The sequence below is a fragment of the Oceanobacillus profundus genome (assembly GCF_003515705.1).
GTDB lineage: Bacteria > Bacillota > Bacilli > Bacillales > Amphibacillaceae > Oceanobacillus > Oceanobacillus profundus.
Genome location: NZ_QWEH01000016.1, coordinates 39,134 through 55,508, shown reverse-complemented (window position 1 = coordinate 55,508; position 16,375 = coordinate 39,134). Strand labels below are relative to the sequence as shown.

Here is a 16,375-nt window from a genome sequence, read left to right as displayed (position 1 = left end):
GAATACCTCACTTTGTTTGTAAAAGTTGATTAATTACTTTTGGATATAATTGATGCTCCACGTTTTGGATTCGTTTCTTTAATGTTTCCTCTGTATCATCTTGAAGAATAGCTACCTTTTCTTGTGCAATGATTGGACCCGTATCGATTCCTTCATCAATAAAATGAACCGTAACTCCAGTTGTTTTCACTCCAGCACGAAATGCCTGCCCTATGGCATCAATCCCAGGAAACGATGGTAATAACGATGGGTGAATATTTACGATCCTACCTTCATAGTGATCTAGTAATGTTGCTCCTGCAATCCGCATGTAGCCCGCAAGAAAAACCCAAGAGATCTCGGATTCTTCCAATCTGTCAATGATAGCTTTTTCATAGGCTGCCTTGTCAGGAAATTGTTTTGCATCAAATACGAATGTAGGAAGACCATATTTTTCTGCCTTGACGATGACACCCGCATTAGCTTTGTCACAAACGAGCAATGCAATATCACATACGAGCTGCTCTGTTTCCATGATTGCCTCGAAGTTACTTCCTGTACCAGAGGCAAAAATTGCTGCTTTTATCTTGCTCATGATTGAAATTGCACTCCCTCAGTAGTGGTTACACTTCCAATAACAGTGGCTTCCTCACCAGCTTCTTTTAAAATCGTAAGTGTGCGGTTAACATTTGCTTCATCAACGACAAGTGCCATACCGATCCCCATGTTAAAGACACCATACATTTCTTTTTCTGAGATGCTTCCTTTTTCTTGTAAGAAGGTGAAAATCTCCGGTACGTTCCAGCTTTTCTTATCTAGTTCCACACCCAGCCCTTTTGGCATCATTCGTGGGAAGTTTTCATAGAATCCACCACCAGTAATATGTGAAATACCCTTTACCGTCACTTCCTTTAATACTGCGGCTACAGGTTTCGCATAAATCTTCGTAGGTGTCATTACCGTTTCTCCAAGACTTGCTGACAGCCCGTGGTATGTTGAGTTTAAATCAAGCTGCTCAATGATTTTCCGTACAAGTGAGTAGCCATTGGAGTGAATACCATTGGAGGCTAAGCCAATAACAATATCCCCAGCTTTAATTGCCTCACCTGTAATCAATTTTGTTTTTTCGGCGATTCCTACAACAAAGCCTGCGAGGTCATACTCATTTTCTTCGTACATCCCAGGCATTTCTGCTGTTTCTCCGCCAACTAATGCAGCTCCTGCAGTAACACAACCATTAGAGATTCCGGCAACAATTTGTTCAATCATTGCAGGGTCATTTTTTCCACAAGCAATATAATCCAGGAAAAACAAAGGTTGTGCACCTTGCGCAACAATATCATTGGCACACATCGCAACAAGGTCAATTCCAACTGAATCGTGCTTATTTAATTCGAAGGCAAGTTTCAATTTTGTACCAACACCATCGGTACCTGATACCATCACTGGTTCTTTATAAGTAAAACTGGAAAGATCGAATAGTCCTGCAAATGAGCCAATCCCCCCCATTACTTCTGGGCGTGTCGTTTTTGCAATATGCTTTTTCATTCTTTCCACAGCTTCATAGCCTTTTTCCACGTCTACTCCAGCTTGTTTATATACTTCTGACATGAATGAATATCTCCTTTAATGTTGGATTAGATTTTGGCAATTTTGACCAGCCACGTATATGTGTTTTCAAACACAGTCACCACATTTAAATCGAAATGCTCAATCATTAGCAACGATCAATTTTCCAGCTACGGTGTCCACGTGTCTTCGCCTCGGTTATAGCTTATTGGTCAAAACGTGCTGTTAGCACTTTGTATAATTTATTTCAGTTTCTCCATTTTCCATCACTGGATATCGCCCTGTCATGCATGCCATACAAACTCCTTGGTTAATCGTTTTGTCCTTGACAATTGCTTGTTCGAGACCTCTCTCTGATAAATAAGCAATACTGTCAGCACCAATTATTTCACAGATCTCCTCTGGGCTATTATTAGCAGCTATAAGTTCTTTTCTCGTCGACATATCAATTCCATAATAGCAGGGATGCTGAATGGATGGTGATGCAATCCGAACATGGACCTCTTTTGCACCGGCTTGCTTTAACATTTTCACAATTCGCTTGCTCGTTGTACCACGCACAATGGAATCATCAATCATCACAATCCGTTTGCCTTCCACGATGCCACGAACAGGAGAGAGTTTCATTTTAACACCTTGCTCCCGTAACTCTTGTGAAGGCTGGATAAATGTTCTTCCAACATAGCGATTTTTTAAAATTCCCATTTCGTATGGAAGGCCACTTTCTTCTGCGTAGCCGATTGCAGCAGAAATACTGGAATCAGGAACTCCAATAACCATATCTGCATCTACTGGCGCTTCTTTTGCAAGTTCCACACCCATTTGTTTTCGTGATGCATGGACATTTACATGATTCAGATCACTGTCCGGTCTTGATAAATAGACATACTCCATTGCACACAATTTACGGCCACCGCGAGGAGCGAATCGCCTAATCTCTATGCCATCATCACTAATCGTTACAAGTTCTCCTGGTAAAACTTCCCGTTCAAAGGTTGCACCGATTTGGTCAAATGCACATGTCTCTGATGCAACAACATATGCATCGCCAAGCTTGCCAATGGAAAGTGGACGAATTCCAGCGGGATCAAGGGCTGCATACATACGATCCTCTTTTAAGATTAAATATGCATATGCTCCAACAACTTGGTTGAGAGCAGTTGATATGGAGGTTTCATTTGTTCGCTGTCCTCCTCTTCGAATCAAGTGTGCAAGTACTTCCGTGTCAGATGATGTCTGTAGAATACTTCCTTCATCTTCAAGCTCCCCGCGCAGTTGGTGAGCATTCATGATATTCCCATTATGCGCAAGGGCCATACTGCCTGTTTGTGTACGGAAAAGAAGGGGCTGGACATTTTCGATTACTTTCCCGCCTTGGGTAGTGTATCGTACATGCCCAACTGCATTCCTGCCAGCAAGCTCTTCAAATTTTGCCTTTTTAAAAACATCATTAACCAAACCGAGCCCTTTATGTGCTGTTAATTCCTTGCCATCACTAACAACAATTCCTGCTCCTTCCTGCCCACGATGCTGCATAGAATGAAGCCCATAGTAGGTAAGTTCAGCCGCCTTGTCATGTCCCCAAATTCCAAACACACCGCATTCTTCGTTTATGCCTTTGATTTCAGCAAGCATGGGATCGCTTCCCTCCATAGTTTCTCTAGTTGGTTAACATTTTCCTGGATAACTGCTGCTTCATTGACAGTTATGCTTAATGTTTGATCATCGGTTACAACACCGATTTGCTTAGCGTCTTTTACTTCTTTCTCAAAGCGCGCTTGATCCTCAGCCTTTACTGTAACTATGAATCTTGACTGGGTTTCACTAAATAGCTCAACGGTAGCTTCTCCGCTCAGGTGTACGTCTGCACCTAGTCCTTTTCCAGCAAATACACTTTCCGCCAAAGCAACCGCAAGCCCGCCTTCAGCAAGGTCATGCGCAGATACAATTAATCCGCTTTGAATTGCTTCTAACAAATGCTTCTGCCTTGTTGCTTCCACTTCTAAATCGATGGCAGGTGCTTTCCCTTTATATTCTCCGTCAAGTAGATTTTGCAGCTCACTTCCACCAAATTCAATTTTTGTATGACCAATTAAATAGATAGCGTCCCCTGCTTTTTGGAAGAAGCTTGGTGTAATATGCTCCAATGACTCATGAAGTCCAACCATTCCAACAATTGGTGTTGGATAAATAGATTTACCTTTTGACTGATTGTATAAGGACACATTTCCACTGATTACAGGAGCTTCTAAGACTTCACAAGCCTCACTCATTCCTTCTACTGCTTTTTCCATTTGCCAAAACACTTCTGGATTTGTTGGATTTCCAAAGTTCAATCCGTCGGTTAAGCCAAGTGGTTTTGCACCAGAACAAACAATATTACGCGTCGCTTCTGCTACAGCAATTTTCCCACCTGTTTCAGGATCCAAATAAATATAACGCGAATTACAATCCGTTGTAATCGCCAATGCTTTATCTGTTCCTTTAATCCGAACAACTGCCGAATCAGAACCTGGTGTTACGACTGTATTTGTCTGTACCATTGAGTCGTATTGATCATAGACCCATTCCTTACTAGCGATTGTAGGTTGCTGTAATAATTGCTTTAGTATTTCCGCATGATCATTTACAAACGGGGCCGTATTTTCTATTTTCTGAAATTCTTTATAATAAGCTGCTTCTTTTGATGGCATATGAAACACTGGTGCATCATCCGCTAGTGAGTCTACAGGAATATCTGCCACAACTTCCCCGTGATGCTTAATACGGAATACTTTTTCTTCGATTACTTCACCAACAGGAACTGCTTTTAATCCGTATTTCTCAAAAATATCAATGATTTCCTGTTCGCGCCCTTTTTTCACACATAGAAGCATTCGCTCTTGCGATTCCGAGAGCATCATTTCATAAGCTGTCATATGTTGTTCTCGTTGTGGTACAAGATCCAAGTTCATTTCAAGTCCTGTTCCTGCTTTACTAGCCATTTCACTTGCAGACGACGTAAGACCAGCAGCACCCATGTCCTGCATTCCTACTAATGCATCGGAATGAATGACTTCTAAACACGCTTCAATCAGAAGCTTCTCCATAAATGGATCACCAACCTGAACGGCAGGACGATCCTTGGCTGCATCTTCCCCTAAATCATCAGATGCAAAGGTTGCCCCATGAATTCCATCGCGTCCAGTTGGAGGACCTGCATAAAGAATGGTATTCCCAACTCCAGCTGCAATCCCTTTTTGAATTTCATCATGGTTGATTAACCCAATACACATTGCATTTACAAGTGGGTTATCCTCATAGCTGTCATCAAATTGAACTTCTCCTCCGACGGTAGGAACACCAACACAGTTCCCATAGCCAGCAATCCCGTTCACAACTTCTGAGAAGAGATATTTCGTTCGATCGGTATTTAAGTTTCCAAAGCGCAATGAATTCATCGATGCAATTGGACGTGCACCCATAGAAAACACATCACGAATAATTCCCCCAACACCAGTTGCGGCTCCTTGATACGGTTCTACTGCAGATGGGTGGTTATGACTTTCAATTTTAAACACAACTGCCTGGTTATCACCGATATCAATAATTCCAGCTCCTTCTCCAGGCCCTTGCAGCACATGTGATGCCTTTGTTGGAAATTTACGAAGAAGTGGTTTGGATGTTTTATAACTACAATGCTCTGACCACATGACGGAGAAGATTCCAGTCTCTGTAAAGTTAGGAAGTCTCTTCAGAATATCCTTTATCATTTCAAATTCCTGATCACTTAAACCCATTTCACGATACAATTTATCACGTTCAATTTGCTCTGGACTTATATCATGCGTTTGCAGCATACATGTCCCTCCAATTCTGAATCATAGACTGGAATAGTCGTAACCCGTCATCACTGCCGAGTAACTGTTCCACAGCACGCTCTGGATGTGGCATCATTCCAAGTACATTTCCTTGTTTATTCATAATCCCAGCAATATCTTCAACCGATCCATTCGGATTGTTTTGATAGGTAAAAACAATTTGGTTATTCGCTTTAAGCTCTTTTAACGTCTCCTCATCACAGAAATAGTTACCTTCTCCATGAGCAATTGGAAAATGTACAACTTCTCCTTTGTCATATGCAGCAGTAAAGATAGTTTCGTTATTTTCCACAACAAGTGGTTCCTGATGGCACATAAACGAAAGTTTCTCATTACGCAGCAATGCACCAGGCAACAGACCAGCTTCCGTTAGAATCTGGAATCCATTACATACACCGAGCACTGGCTTTCCTTTTGCAGCATGTACTTTAATTTGCTTCATGATATCGGAAGTGGAAGCAACTGCTCCACAGCGTAAATAATCACCATAAGAAAAACCGCCTGGCAGCAATATTCCATCATAGTTCTCTAAATTGCTGCCTTCATACCATACAAGGTCAGCTTCTGTCTTTAAAACGTCTTTAACAGCATGATACATATCACGATCACAGTTAGATCCAGGAAAAACAATTACTGCAAATTTCACAGTGCTTCAGCCTCCTCCACATCGAAACGATATTCCTCGATTACTGGATTAGCTAGTAACTTGTCACACATTACCGTAACACGTTCCGTTAAATCGGGTCCTTCTTCTACTTGTAATTCAATAAATTTCCCAACACGAGCTTCTTCTACTTCCTTATAACCTAAAGAATTTAATGATTCCTGAATTGCTTTTCCTTGTGGATCCAGAACACCTTGTTTTAATGTAATATAGACAGTTACCTTCTTCATGCTTTAGCCTCCAGCCGTTGTAATATTTCATTGTAAACTTCAATTAAATCTCCGTTTCCTTGACGAAAAACATCCTTATCCAACTTCTCTCCAGTCGCTCTATCCCATAAGCGGCATGTATCTGGCGAGATTTCATCCGCTAAAACAATATCGCCACACGCTTTTCTTCCAAATTCTAATTTGAAATCAACTAATGTAATCCCGATCGATTGAAAAAGCTCCAATAATTGGTGATTAATCTGTAATGCTTTTTGTTTCACTTCACTAATCTCTGCTTCTGTAATCGTTGTTACGTATAATGCATGCTCATCATTAATCAGCGGATCCCCTAGTGCATCGTCTTTATAGTAAAATTCGATGATTGGTTTTTCAAAAATTGTCTTCTCTTCAATCCCTAAACGCTTCGCAATACTACCGGAGGCTATGTTGCGAACAACGACCTCTAATGGAATGATTTCCGTTTGAACCACAAGCTGTTCGGTATCATTCAACTTCTCTATAAAATGAGTTTCAATTCCACTTTTATGAAGCTTCTGAAAGATTAAGGTTGAGATAGAATTATTCAATTCTCCTTTTCCTTCAAAGGATTCCTTCTTCTTTCCATTAAATGCTGTTGCATCATTTTTATAGGAAAGAACAAGTTCTCCAGGTCTTCCTTCTGCCTGATATACCTTTTTCGCTTTTCCTTCATACACAAGATCAGCCTTCATCCTGTACACCTCTTGATAATCCAATTCGCTCAAAAATGACATCAACATTTTTCAAATGATAGGTGTAATTAAAACAATCCTCTATTTCTTCCTGCGTTAATTTAGCTGTAATTTCTTCGTCTGATTCCACAAGCTGCTTGAAAGGTGTTTCTGTTTCCCAAGCTTGCATTGCCTTTGGCTGAACGATATCATAGGCTGCTTCACGTGCCATCCCTTTATCAATTAATTTCAACAAGACACGCTGTGAAAAAATAACACCATGTGTTTTATCGATATTTCGTTTCATATTCTCCGGAAATACGGTTAAATTCTTCACGATGGTCGCAAAGCGATTTAACATATAATTCAGTGCGATTGTGGCATCTGGCAGAATGACACGTTCTGCGGAAGAATGGGAAATATCACGTTCATGCCATAGGGCTACATTCTCATATGCAGTCATCATATAACCACGGATCACACGTGCCATTCCGGTCATATTTTCTGACCCGATTGGATTACGCTTATGCGGCATAGCAGAGGAACCCTTCTGCCCTTTAGCAAACCGTTCTTCTACTTCACGGGTTTCTGTTTTTTGCAAACTGCGAATTTCCGTAGCAAACTTTTCAATTGATGTAGCAATTAACGCTATTGCAGAAATATATCCAGCATGGCGATCACGCTGTAAGGTCTGCGTAGACACTGGTGCAGGCGTGATTCCAAGCTTTTCACATACATAGGTTTCAACAAACGGATCAATATTGGCATATGTCCCTACCGCTCCAGACAATTTACCAAATTCGATATTTTTCGCAGCCAACTCAAATCGCTCCAGATTACGTTTCATTTCTTCATACCAGAGGGCAAGCTTTAACCCGAAAGTAGTCGGTTCTGCATGGACACCATGCGTTCGTCCCATCATCACCGTATGCTTATGTTCAATCGCTTTGTTTTTCAAAATATCAATAAAACGATGTAAATCTTTGCGAATAATTTCATTCGCTTGCTTAATTAAGTAACTTAATGCCGTATCGACAACATCTGTTGAGGTTAGTCCATAATGGACCCATTTCCGTTCTTCTCCAAGTGTCTCCGATACTCCCCGTGTGAAGGCAACAACGTCATGACGTGTCTCCTGTTCTATTTCGTAGATTCGATTGATATCAAAAGAAGCGTGCGCTCGTATTTTTTTTACATCATCAGCTGGAATAACACCCAACTCACTCCATGCTTCACATGCAAGAATCTCCACTTCAAGCCAAGCTTTAAATTTATTCTCTTCCGTCCAAATATTTCCCATTTCTTCTCTTGTATAGCGTTCGATCATGCCATTGCCCCCTTGAAATGTTCGATCTGTTTCTGTAACGTTTCTTCGTTAGCTGCAATAAATGTGATATGTCCCATTTTTCGCTTTTCTTTTGGCTCGGATTTGCCATATAAATGAACAAAACCGTTCTCTGCCTGTGGCAATGCCTTGAATACGCCGTCCATATCCTCGCCTAAAATATTGATCATTACTGCTTCGTTCAGTAATTGAACCTCTACTAATGGAAGCCCGCAAATAGCGCGAATATGCTGGGTAAATTGAGATACATTACAAGCTTCTATCGTATAATGTCCAGAATTATGTGGTCTTGGCGCCATTTCATTTAAGAAAATGTCATCACCTTGTACAAACATTTCAATTGCAAATGTGCCAACAATATTCATTTTCTCTGCAAGGATTTTCGTTGCTTCATACGCTTTATTTTCAACAGTGGAACTAATTTTTGCTGGAACAGTTGTTTGATACAAAATATGGTCACGATGCTTATTCTCTGCAATTGGGAAAATTGTAATTTTTCCTTCGTGAGACCTTGAGAACACAACAGAAATTTCTTTATCAAACGTTATCCATTGTTCAATAATGCAATAGCCGTTTTCCTCTGCAAATTGTGCTGCTCGGTCTGTGTCTTCAATCGAATTTATTTTAATTTGTCCTTTGCCGTCATAACCGCCACGACATGTTTTAATCACTGCTGGAAACGTAAATGTGTGTAATGCATTTCTACATTCTTCTGCATTTTTTACAATTGCGAAGTCGGGAATTGGTAAGTTCATTTCCTGGATTACGTTTTTTTCTTTTTCACGGTTCTGTGTAACTTCAAGTGCATAGGTACCTTGTGGTAGCTTTCCTTGCTTTTCAATATAAGCAGCCGCTGTCAAATCAACATTTTCGAATTCATACGTGATAACATCACTAATTTCCGTTAATTCTTTAATTGCGTTCATATCATCATAAGCGGCAGTGATCTGAATATCAGCCACTTGGGCAGTTGGACAGTTAGGCGTAGGATCAAGCACTGCAACCTTATATCCCATATATCTAGCAGCGATTGCCATCATTCTTCCTAGTTGTCCACCACCGATGATTCCAATTGTATGTGGTGGAAGTATGGTTTTATTTTTCTCCAAGATCTTCCCTCATTTCCGATACATTCTTTCTCATTGTTTCACGATAGTTTTCTAGATTTTTAACAATCTCTTCATCGAATGTACTTATAATTTGCGCAGCAAGAATACCTGCATTTGTTGCCCCGGCCTTCCCTATTGCAACAGTAGCAGTTGGCACACCACCAGGCATTTGTACAATCGACAATAAAGAATCAAGTCCATTCAATGCCTTGCTTTGAACGGGAACACCAATGACTGGCAATGTCGTTTGGGACGCAACCATCCCTGGTAGATGAGCAGCTCCCCCAGCCCCTGCAATAATCACCTTCAAACCACGTTCACGTGCTGTTTTAGCATACGTAAACATTTCATCCGGTGTACGATGCGCAGAAATAACATCCTTTTCATATGGGACATTTAATAATTCAAGAATGTTACACGCATGTACCATCGTGTCCCAATCTGAGATACTTCCCATAATTACGCCTACCTGAGTCATCAAATCCCTCTTTCTATCATGAAGTCATGTTGAAACATCAAAAAATAATCAATTAAAAAAGTCTATTCGTCTCCCTCAAAATGAGAGAAGATGAATAGACTTTTCAATCCTTCGATCAAGTGAAAACTTTTCATTGTTCTTACACAACGATTCACCTTCCCTCATAGTCCAGCATTTACGGTGCTGGGTAGAAACTTCTGAGCCATATTCTCAGTAAATATATGAGGAACTCTATTTATTTGTCGGATTAAGCATAACAAAACAAAACTAAAAAATCAACTGAATTTCATACGATGTTTTGCCATATTTAATTAACGTACGGATTTTACTGATATAGATGTTGTAATTTGCTTAAATTTATACAGTGTAATAATTAGATTGATTTATAATGAGCATTTCGGCAAAATAACCCACTTTTCTAAATGCAGTCCTATTTTAAATTTGTTTCTGAATATTATTGACAACTAACAATGTATTAGTGTACTATTTAAATAGTACACTAATACATTGTTATAGGAGGATGAAAAATGAATGCATGGTTGTCGTTAACAAAGAAAGAATTCCAGCTTGGTTTACCAGCTTTTCTCATTGCTTTGATACTATATTTGGGTATTTTGAGTGGTGGATATTTTACTGGTAATTATGCAGGTTACACAGAAGGCTTGCTATCAGTGGCATTGGGATTCGTGGTAATACTTCACATCTTTTTTCTACCGTTTTATTTATATTACAGCTTGAGCGCTGAAAGAAAGAGATTACACTTATGGCTGCACACGCCGATGTCGATAGCAGGATTGCTTTCTTCAAAAGTAGTTACAGGAATCACTTTTATGGTATTTACTTTTGCCGTATTCATTATCGGTTCAACACAATTTTTCCTTCATACTTTCGATTTTTTTAATCAGGAAACAATATTTAATTTGTTAGGATCAATTACTGTCTTTGTGTTTACATTAGGATTCTTCATCGCAGCTCTCTTCCTCTTTTTCTGGTCCATTTTCCTGACCTTTAGTCAGCGGATGAATGATTTTATCAGCTTCATTCTAACGTTTATTCTCTTCTTATTCATATCCTGGATCTATGGTTCTTTGATGGATCTATCCTTTATGCAAACATTAACAAATTGGGGAAGTATTCAAGTCAATGATATTATCGTTGGATTTGAGTTCGGTTATGTAGAGAATGCATTTGAAGCACAAGCAATGAGCGAATCATCTATCTTCTATATCGGGCATTTTGTCCGTGATATTGTTGTTGCAGTCATTATGTTTATTGCTGCTTGCTGGATTATTGAGAAAAAAGTTGAGGTGTAAGTTATGGCAGACATATTCCATTCATCCCAGCCAATTTACCAGCAGCTTGCGGAACGAATGAAAAAACAAATAATAAGAGGGGAACTGGCCCCAGGTGATAAGCTTCCTTCTGTTAGGGAGACAGGAATTGAAGTGAGTGTTAATCCAAATACAGTACAACGCACGTATCGGGAGTTGGAATCAATGCATATCGTAGAATCCAGACGTGGGCAAGGGACCTTTGTAACAGAAGATGAAGGAGTGCTTGAATCCATCCGTGAAGAAATGAAAACAGAATTGATGACGACCTTTTTTCAAGGAATGCATGAAATGGGCTATACGAACGAGGAAATCGAGCGTGGATTAATTGATTTTTTGAATGAGAAGGGAGAGCAAAAGGGATGATTACATTAACAAATGTCTCAAAAAGATATGGCACTAAAAAAGCATTAGACCATGTGAATTTAGAGCTGACGCCGGGGAAATTAATTGGTCTAGTCGGTGAGAACGGAAGTGGCAAATCAACAACCCTAAAGCTAATCGCGGGGCTCAATCACCCAACAAATGGGGAAGTAAGGGTGAATGGAGAAAAAGTTACCCGTAAAATTGCGGATTCCGTATCCTATTTATCAGAGCTCGATGAGTATTATCGATTTTTCACGGTGAAAAGATCAATCGAATTCCAATCTAGTCAATTTAAGGATTTCGATAAAGAAAAGGCTTATGAAATTTTGAAATTTATGAAGCTGGATCCAAATGATAAATTAAAACATTTATCAAAGGGAAACCGCGGTCGACTAAAAATCGTACTCTCTCTAGCACGGAATGTACCAGTCATCTTGATGGATGAACCATTCTCCGGACTTGATCCAATGGTCCGCAATTCCATTGTTAAAGGGCTGATTTCCTTCATTGATCTTGAAAAGCAGCTTGTTCTTATCACGACACATGAAATTAGAGAAGTTGAAAATATTCTTGATGAAGTCGTAGCGATTAAAGCCGGTTCCATTATTGGACATCATAATGTGGAAGAACTGCGTGAACAGAAGCAAATGGGCATTGTTGATTGGATGACAGAGGTTTATGAGTAGTAGATACGAAACTCTTTAGAATTTTGTAAAATAAAGTGCGCAGGCTCTAACTGCCTATTTTTTGTTCGTCATGAAGCTGGTTCATAAATATTTTTGATTAGTTTTACAATGGTAGCCCCCAAAGTAGATTCCAAATCTAACTTTGGGGACAACACTAATTAGGGAAAACTTTTTATCGTATTCCTCTTGAATATTGAAAAGGTGGATTAACTTTACGGGTCAATGTTTTTTCTGCGTGTAATGCCCAGTAAGGATCATTGAGCATGCCTCGTGCAATAGCTATCAGTTCAGCATCTCCATTAGAAATCGTTGCTTCTGCAAGATCAGGATCACTTAATTTCCCAACAGCGATAACTGGGAGACCTAATTGATTTTTAAATTCACGTGCAAAAGGTACTTGATAACCTGGTGTGTTTTTAGGTTTTAACTTCCCAGGAAGTCCCTCACCACCACTTGAAACATGGAATACATCGACACCTGCTGCTTTAAATCGTTTCGCCATATTAATAGCATGCGGTAAGTTATAACCTCCATCTATATACTCAATAGCAGATAAACGCATAATTAAAGGCATTTCAGAAGGTATTACGCTCTTCACTGCTTTTACAACTTCTTCCCCAAATAAGGCTAAGTCTTGTCCATATTCATCCGTACGGTTATTAATGCTCGGTGACATAAATTGATGTAAAAGATATCCGTGTGCTCCATGCAACTCAATGGTATCAAAACCTGCTTTCACTGCTCTTTCAGCAGACTTTTTAAACTGTTGAATGGTTTCCTTAACTTCTTGGGTTGTTAAAGCTCTCGGTTGTTTTAGTTCACCGTTCATAGTCTCCTCTGGCAGAACCTCAACTGGAATTTCGGAAGCTCCGACAGGCTGATTTGCATCTTCTGCTTTTCTACCCGCATGTGCAATTTGAATTCCAACTTTAGCGTCATATTTCTTTATCTGGCTAACAAGCCGTTGATAATGTGGAATTTGTTCGTCTGACCATAGACCTAAGTCGCGATTTGTAATACGTCCCTCGGGGGTTACACTTGTCATTTCCAAGATAATTAATCCGGCTCCCCCAACAGCTCTTGAAACGTAATGGACAGAATGCCAATCATTTGGAACACCATCTTCTTTATCAACCGAATACTGGCACATCGGTGGCATAACAATACGATTTTTTATAGTTAAGTTTTTGATAGAATAGGGACTAAACATGTTACTCATTATGAAAACTCCTTATTGATTAAGATTATTTTTAGAACTATTTTTTCATTACAATGTAATAAAAGTGTTCATCAGTTGTTCTATTTAGCTAAGATATGGAGAGTAATTAATGAATCCAACATTTAAATATAAAAGGTTGAAATATCTCTATGTATGCATCACTCCTTTAATTTGCTTGCGCATACATATAAATAACATAAAAAGATTCTTTAACCACCTATCTACACTTTATTATTTGTTTGCGCATGCATATAATATAGCATATGATATAATGAAGTCAATAATTTAAATCGGAGAGGAATATCAACATGTATGATAATGAATTATTTGATACGTGGCTCAAGTTAACTAAATATCATAATCGTCTCTTAAAAGCGATAGATTATACACTTCAAGATCACTTTCAATTAGGGATTAATGAGTTTTATCTTTTGTATTTTCTTGCCCAATCCGAAAACAAAAAAATGAAGCTTTTGGATTTGGTGCCAAAAGTGGGGCTTAGTCATAGTGCTTTATCTCGGTTGGTAACAAGATTGGAAAAGCATCGTGGTGAGTCTTTAGTGCAGCGTCAAACAGATGAAAATGATAAACGATCAGTCTATGTTCTTTTATTAAAAAAAGGGCAACTACAGGTTGAAGAGATGTTAATACTGTTAAATAACAGTTTACAAACTCAAATAAGTATAAAAGATATTCATGACATAAAAAGGCTTATTGAATAGTTTTGCAGTGCTTTTAATATATCCCCGTAAAATAAGGTTCATTGACTCCATTTACGGGGATAGCTAGTTTTATAACATACAATTTTAATTATGAAATTGTGCTGTCGGTATGATTGCTATACTTGAGCTTTAGCGTTTTTTTATTTACTTTACCAACATCGGTTTTCGGCAACTCAGTTAAGAAGAAAAACTGTTTCGGAACCTTATACCGTGTTAACTGCTGTTTACAGTAGTCTTCCAATTCCTCTACAGTCAATACCTTCTCCGTGACAATACATGCCACAACAGCCTCTCCCCACTTTTCATCCGGCAATCCAATTACTGCTGCTTCATCGATAGCAGGATGTGCCTCCAGCCAATGCTCTATTTCTAATGGATAAACGTTTTCTCCTCCTGTTATAATCATGTCTTTCTTTCTCCCGACGATATAAAAATAGCCATCTGCATCCTGTCTTGCAATGTCCCCAGTTCGGATCCACCCATCAATCAACGTTGTTTTTGTTTCTTCAGGTCTATTCCAATAGTATGTAAAGGCATGACTTCCACGAATATATAATTCCCCCACTTCATCAACAGTTGTGATAACTTCTTCATCTTTCATAATTTTAATATCATTAAAAAGCATTGGTTTGCCAACGGAGCCCAATTTATGCATGGCATCCTTGGGATCGATGTAGAAATTATTCGGACCAGCCTCTGTCAACCCATACCCTTCTTTAAAAGCAATCCCCTTTTTCGAAAATGCCTCATAAACTTTATAAGGACATGGCGCTCCGCCAGACACAAACACCTTCATATCAGGAAATGTTGCTGTTTTAAAGGTTTTTGTTTCAATCATCATGTGGTACATTGTGGGCACCAACATAGCAATTGTACATTTATACTGGAGTAACTCCTCTATTACTTGACTTGCATCAAAATTTGCTAGGAGAACTACTTTACCACCGCTTAATAATAATGGTAAGGACAATACATTAAGACCACCAGTGTGAAACATCGGTAAACAAGTAAGCGTCGTATCCTCTTTACTTAGTCCCCAGCTAACGATTGTATTTAAAGCATTCCATAAAATCGATTTATGGGATAACACAACCCCTTTTGGACATCCGGTAGTTCCACCAGTATAGATCATTGCTAGTGGATCTTCCTCATGCAGATTTCCATCAAAAGTAGCTTGTTCATAATATAGATCGTCGATATAATTACTCGTATCAATAGTAATATACGTTCCATTTGTTTCAGCAGCATCTAGATTCGCCTTGAAATCTGGATTCACCCCTATAACCTTTGGGTCACAATCATTTATACAATAATGCAATTCAGCTTTTGCGACTCGCCAGTTTAACGGGACGAAGATTGCGCCAATTTTCATGGAAGCAAAGAAAAAATCAAAATAACTAATATGATTAGGAGCTAAGATAGCAACTCGGTCACCTTTCCGCACTCCTTTTGTATGAAAAAAATTTGAAACTTTTATTACACGCTCATATAACTCTTCATATGTCCATGATTCTTTTGTTTCTGAATCAATAATCGCAATATCCTTCGGTGTTAACTGAACACGGCTCTCAAACCAATTAATATCATATAGCATCCTCGCCACCCCTTGCCCAACTAAGTAATTACGTTCAGTATAAATCGATCTAGTTACAGGGGAGTTACACCTGGGACTCGGTACTTCACTAGCGTGTTTGATAACTCTTAGGGCGTTGAGTTACCGAACGGAGGGATATTTAGATCATTTGGTAACTCATTGAGGGCATAAGCGCCCAAAACCACGGATTTCTCGGCCATTCGGTAACTCATTAAGGTCATAAGCGCCCGAAATCACGGATTTCTTAGCCAGTTGGTAACTCATTGAGGGCATAAGCGCCCAAAACCACGGATTTCTTGGTCATTTGGTAACTCATTGAGGGCATAAGCGCCCAAAACCACGGATTTCTTGGTCATTTGGTAACTCATTGAGGGCATAAGCGCCCGAAATCACGGATTTCTTGGCCAGTTGGTAACTCATTGAGGGCATAAGCGCCCAAAACCACGGATTTCTTGGCCAGTTGGTAACTCATTGAGGGCATAAGCGCCCAAAACCACGGATTTCTTGGCCATTCGGTAACTCATTAAGGTCATA

16 protein-coding genes and 1 riboswitch are annotated in these 16,375 nt (G+C 39.4%); of the genes, 4 read left to right on the top strand and 12 right to left on the bottom strand.

What is annotated here, in order from left to right; translation table 11 throughout:
• Positions 1–7: 7 nt before the first annotated feature.
• The 10 genes from purN to purE all read right to left on the bottom strand — a co-directional run bounded on the left by purN (position 8) and on the right by purE (position 9,923).
• Entirely contained in the window at positions 8–574 is a 567-nt protein-coding gene (purN, locus tag D1B32_RS18605) for a phosphoribosylglycinamide formyltransferase (protein ID WP_118890122.1), read from the bottom strand.
• Positions 571–1,590, bottom strand: coding sequence for a phosphoribosylformylglycinamidine cyclo-ligase (gene purM / locus D1B32_RS18600; RefSeq protein WP_118890121.1), 1,020 nt, complete (start codon positions 1,588–1,590; stop codon positions 571–573). Before purM ends, purN begins: the two co-directional genes overlap by 4 nt.
• 183 nt (positions 1,591–1,773) lie before the next feature.
• Complete coding sequence (purF, locus tag D1B32_RS18595; RefSeq protein WP_095312628.1) at positions 1,774–3,183, bottom strand: amidophosphoribosyltransferase; 1,410 nt, start codon at positions 3,181–3,183, stop codon at positions 1,774–1,776.
• Positions 3,159–5,387 carry a phosphoribosylformylglycinamidine synthase subunit PurL gene (gene purL, locus D1B32_RS18590; RefSeq protein WP_118890120.1) on the bottom strand — a complete coding sequence of 743 codons (2,229 nt, stop codon included), beginning with the start codon at positions 5,385–5,387 and terminating at the stop codon, positions 3,159–3,161. The genes purF and purL overlap by 25 nt, the downstream gene beginning before the upstream one ends.
• Positions 5,371–6,054, bottom strand: coding sequence for a phosphoribosylformylglycinamidine synthase subunit PurQ (purQ, locus tag D1B32_RS18585; protein WP_118890119.1), 684 nt, complete (start codon positions 6,052–6,054; stop codon positions 5,371–5,373). The genes purL and purQ overlap by 17 nt, the downstream gene beginning before the upstream one ends.
• The gene (gene purS / locus D1B32_RS18580; RefSeq protein WP_118890118.1) at positions 6,051–6,302 is read right to left on the bottom strand and encodes a phosphoribosylformylglycinamidine synthase subunit PurS; all 252 of its coding nucleotides are present in this window, start codon (positions 6,300–6,302) and stop codon (positions 6,051–6,053) included. The genes purQ and purS overlap by 4 nt, the downstream gene beginning before the upstream one ends.
• The gene (gene purC, locus D1B32_RS18575) at positions 6,299–7,012 is read right to left on the bottom strand and encodes a phosphoribosylaminoimidazolesuccinocarboxamide synthase (protein ID WP_095312620.1); all 714 of its coding nucleotides are present in this window, start codon (positions 7,010–7,012) and stop codon (positions 6,299–6,301) included. Before purC ends, purS begins: the two co-directional genes overlap by 4 nt.
• Positions 7,002–8,318: an adenylosuccinate lyase gene (gene purB / locus D1B32_RS18570; protein WP_118890117.1), complete on the bottom strand. Its 1,317-nt coding sequence runs from the start codon at positions 8,316–8,318 to the stop codon at positions 7,002–7,004. Before purB ends, purC begins: the two co-directional genes overlap by 11 nt.
• Positions 8,315–9,445 carry a 5-(carboxyamino)imidazole ribonucleotide synthase gene (purK, locus tag D1B32_RS18565; RefSeq protein WP_118890116.1) on the bottom strand — a complete coding sequence of 377 codons (1,131 nt, stop codon included), beginning with the start codon at positions 9,443–9,445 and terminating at the stop codon, positions 8,315–8,317. The genes purB and purK overlap by 4 nt, the downstream gene beginning before the upstream one ends.
• A complete protein-coding gene (gene purE, locus D1B32_RS18560; RefSeq protein WP_187393179.1) occupies positions 9,432–9,923 on the bottom strand; it encodes a 5-(carboxyamino)imidazole ribonucleotide mutase in 492 nt (163 codons plus the stop codon). Before purE ends, purK begins: the two co-directional genes overlap by 14 nt.
• Before the next feature lie 144 nt (positions 9,924–10,067).
• Positions 10,068–10,168, bottom strand: a riboswitch (purine riboswitch).
• Positions 10,169–10,450: 282 nt separating this feature from the next.
• Between purE and D1B32_RS18555 the strand changes: the two genes are divergently transcribed.
• The 3 genes from D1B32_RS18555 to D1B32_RS18545 are packed head-to-tail and all read left to right on the top strand — an operon-like array spanning position 10,451 to position 12,306.
• A complete protein-coding gene (locus D1B32_RS18555) occupies positions 10,451–11,236 on the top strand; it encodes a hypothetical protein (RefSeq protein WP_118890114.1) in 786 nt (261 codons plus the stop codon).
• A gap of 3 nt (positions 11,237–11,239) precedes the next feature.
• The gene (locus D1B32_RS18550) at positions 11,240–11,620 is read left to right on the top strand and encodes a GntR family transcriptional regulator (RefSeq protein WP_095312611.1); all 381 of its coding nucleotides are present in this window, start codon (positions 11,240–11,242) and stop codon (positions 11,618–11,620) included.
• Positions 11,617–12,306 (top strand): ABC transporter ATP-binding protein, encoded by a 690-nt coding sequence (locus tag D1B32_RS18545; protein ID WP_095312608.1) that lies wholly within the window; start codon positions 11,617–11,619, stop codon positions 12,304–12,306. Before D1B32_RS18550 ends, D1B32_RS18545 begins: the two co-directional genes overlap by 4 nt.
• A gap of 172 nt (positions 12,307–12,478) precedes the next feature.
• On the opposite strand, the gene D1B32_RS18540 is transcribed toward D1B32_RS18545, so the two are convergent.
• The gene (locus tag D1B32_RS18540; RefSeq protein WP_118890113.1) at positions 12,479–13,525 is read right to left on the bottom strand and encodes an NADH:flavin oxidoreductase/NADH oxidase; all 1,047 of its coding nucleotides are present in this window, start codon (positions 13,523–13,525) and stop codon (positions 12,479–12,481) included.
• Positions 13,526–13,833: 308 nt separating this feature from the next.
• Between D1B32_RS18540 and D1B32_RS18535 the strand changes: the two genes are divergently transcribed.
• Positions 13,834–14,247 (top strand): MarR family transcriptional regulator, encoded by a 414-nt coding sequence (locus D1B32_RS18535; protein ID WP_095312602.1) that lies wholly within the window; start codon positions 13,834–13,836, stop codon positions 14,245–14,247.
• An 88-nt stretch (positions 14,248–14,335) separates the two neighbouring features.
• On the opposite strand, the gene D1B32_RS18530 is transcribed toward D1B32_RS18535, so the two are convergent.
• Positions 14,336–15,841 (bottom strand): class I adenylate-forming enzyme family protein, encoded by a 1,506-nt coding sequence (locus D1B32_RS18530; RefSeq protein WP_118890112.1) that lies wholly within the window; start codon positions 15,839–15,841, stop codon positions 14,336–14,338.
• Positions 15,842–16,375 lie beyond the last annotated feature (534 nt).

Coding starts and splice junctions, on each gene's coding strand:
- purN (WP_118890122.1), bottom strand. CDS start 574: ATGAGCAAGATAAAAGCAGCAATTTTTGCCTCTGGTACAGGAAGTAAC.
- purM (WP_118890121.1), bottom strand. CDS start 1,590: ATGTCAGAAGTATATAAACAAGCTGGAGTAGACGTGGAAAAAGGCTAT.
- purF (WP_095312628.1), bottom strand. CDS start 3,183: ATGCTTGCTGAAATCAAAGGCATAAACGAAGAATGCGGTGTGTTTGGA.
- purL (WP_118890120.1), bottom strand. CDS start 5,387: ATGCTGCAAACGCATGATATAAGTCCAGAGCAAATTGAACGTGATAAA.
- purS (WP_118890118.1), bottom strand. CDS start 6,302: ATGAAGAAGGTAACTGTCTATATTACATTAAAACAAGGTGTTCTGGAT.
- purC (WP_095312620.1), bottom strand. CDS start 7,012: ATGAAGGCTGATCTTGTGTATGAAGGAAAAGCGAAAAAGGTATATCAG.
- purB (WP_118890117.1), bottom strand. CDS start 8,318: ATGATCGAACGCTATACAAGAGAAGAAATGGGAAATATTTGGACGGAA.
- purE (WP_187393179.1), bottom strand. CDS start 9,923: ATGACTCAGGTAGGCGTAATTATGGGAAGTATCTCAGATTGGGACACG.
- D1B32_RS18555 (WP_118890114.1), top strand. CDS start 10,451: ATGAATGCATGGTTGTCGTTAACAAAGAAAGAATTCCAGCTTGGTTTA.
- D1B32_RS18550 (WP_095312611.1), top strand. CDS start 11,240: ATGGCAGACATATTCCATTCATCCCAGCCAATTTACCAGCAGCTTGCG.
- D1B32_RS18545 (WP_095312608.1), top strand. CDS start 11,617: ATGATTACATTAACAAATGTCTCAAAAAGATATGGCACTAAAAAAGCA.
- D1B32_RS18540 (WP_118890113.1), bottom strand. CDS start 13,525: ATGAGTAACATGTTTAGTCCCTATTCTATCAAAAACTTAACTATAAAA.
- D1B32_RS18535 (WP_095312602.1), top strand. CDS start 13,834: ATGTATGATAATGAATTATTTGATACGTGGCTCAAGTTAACTAAATAT.
- D1B32_RS18530 (WP_118890112.1), bottom strand. CDS start 15,841: ATGCTATATGATATTAATTGGTTTGAGAGCCGTGTTCAGTTAACACCG.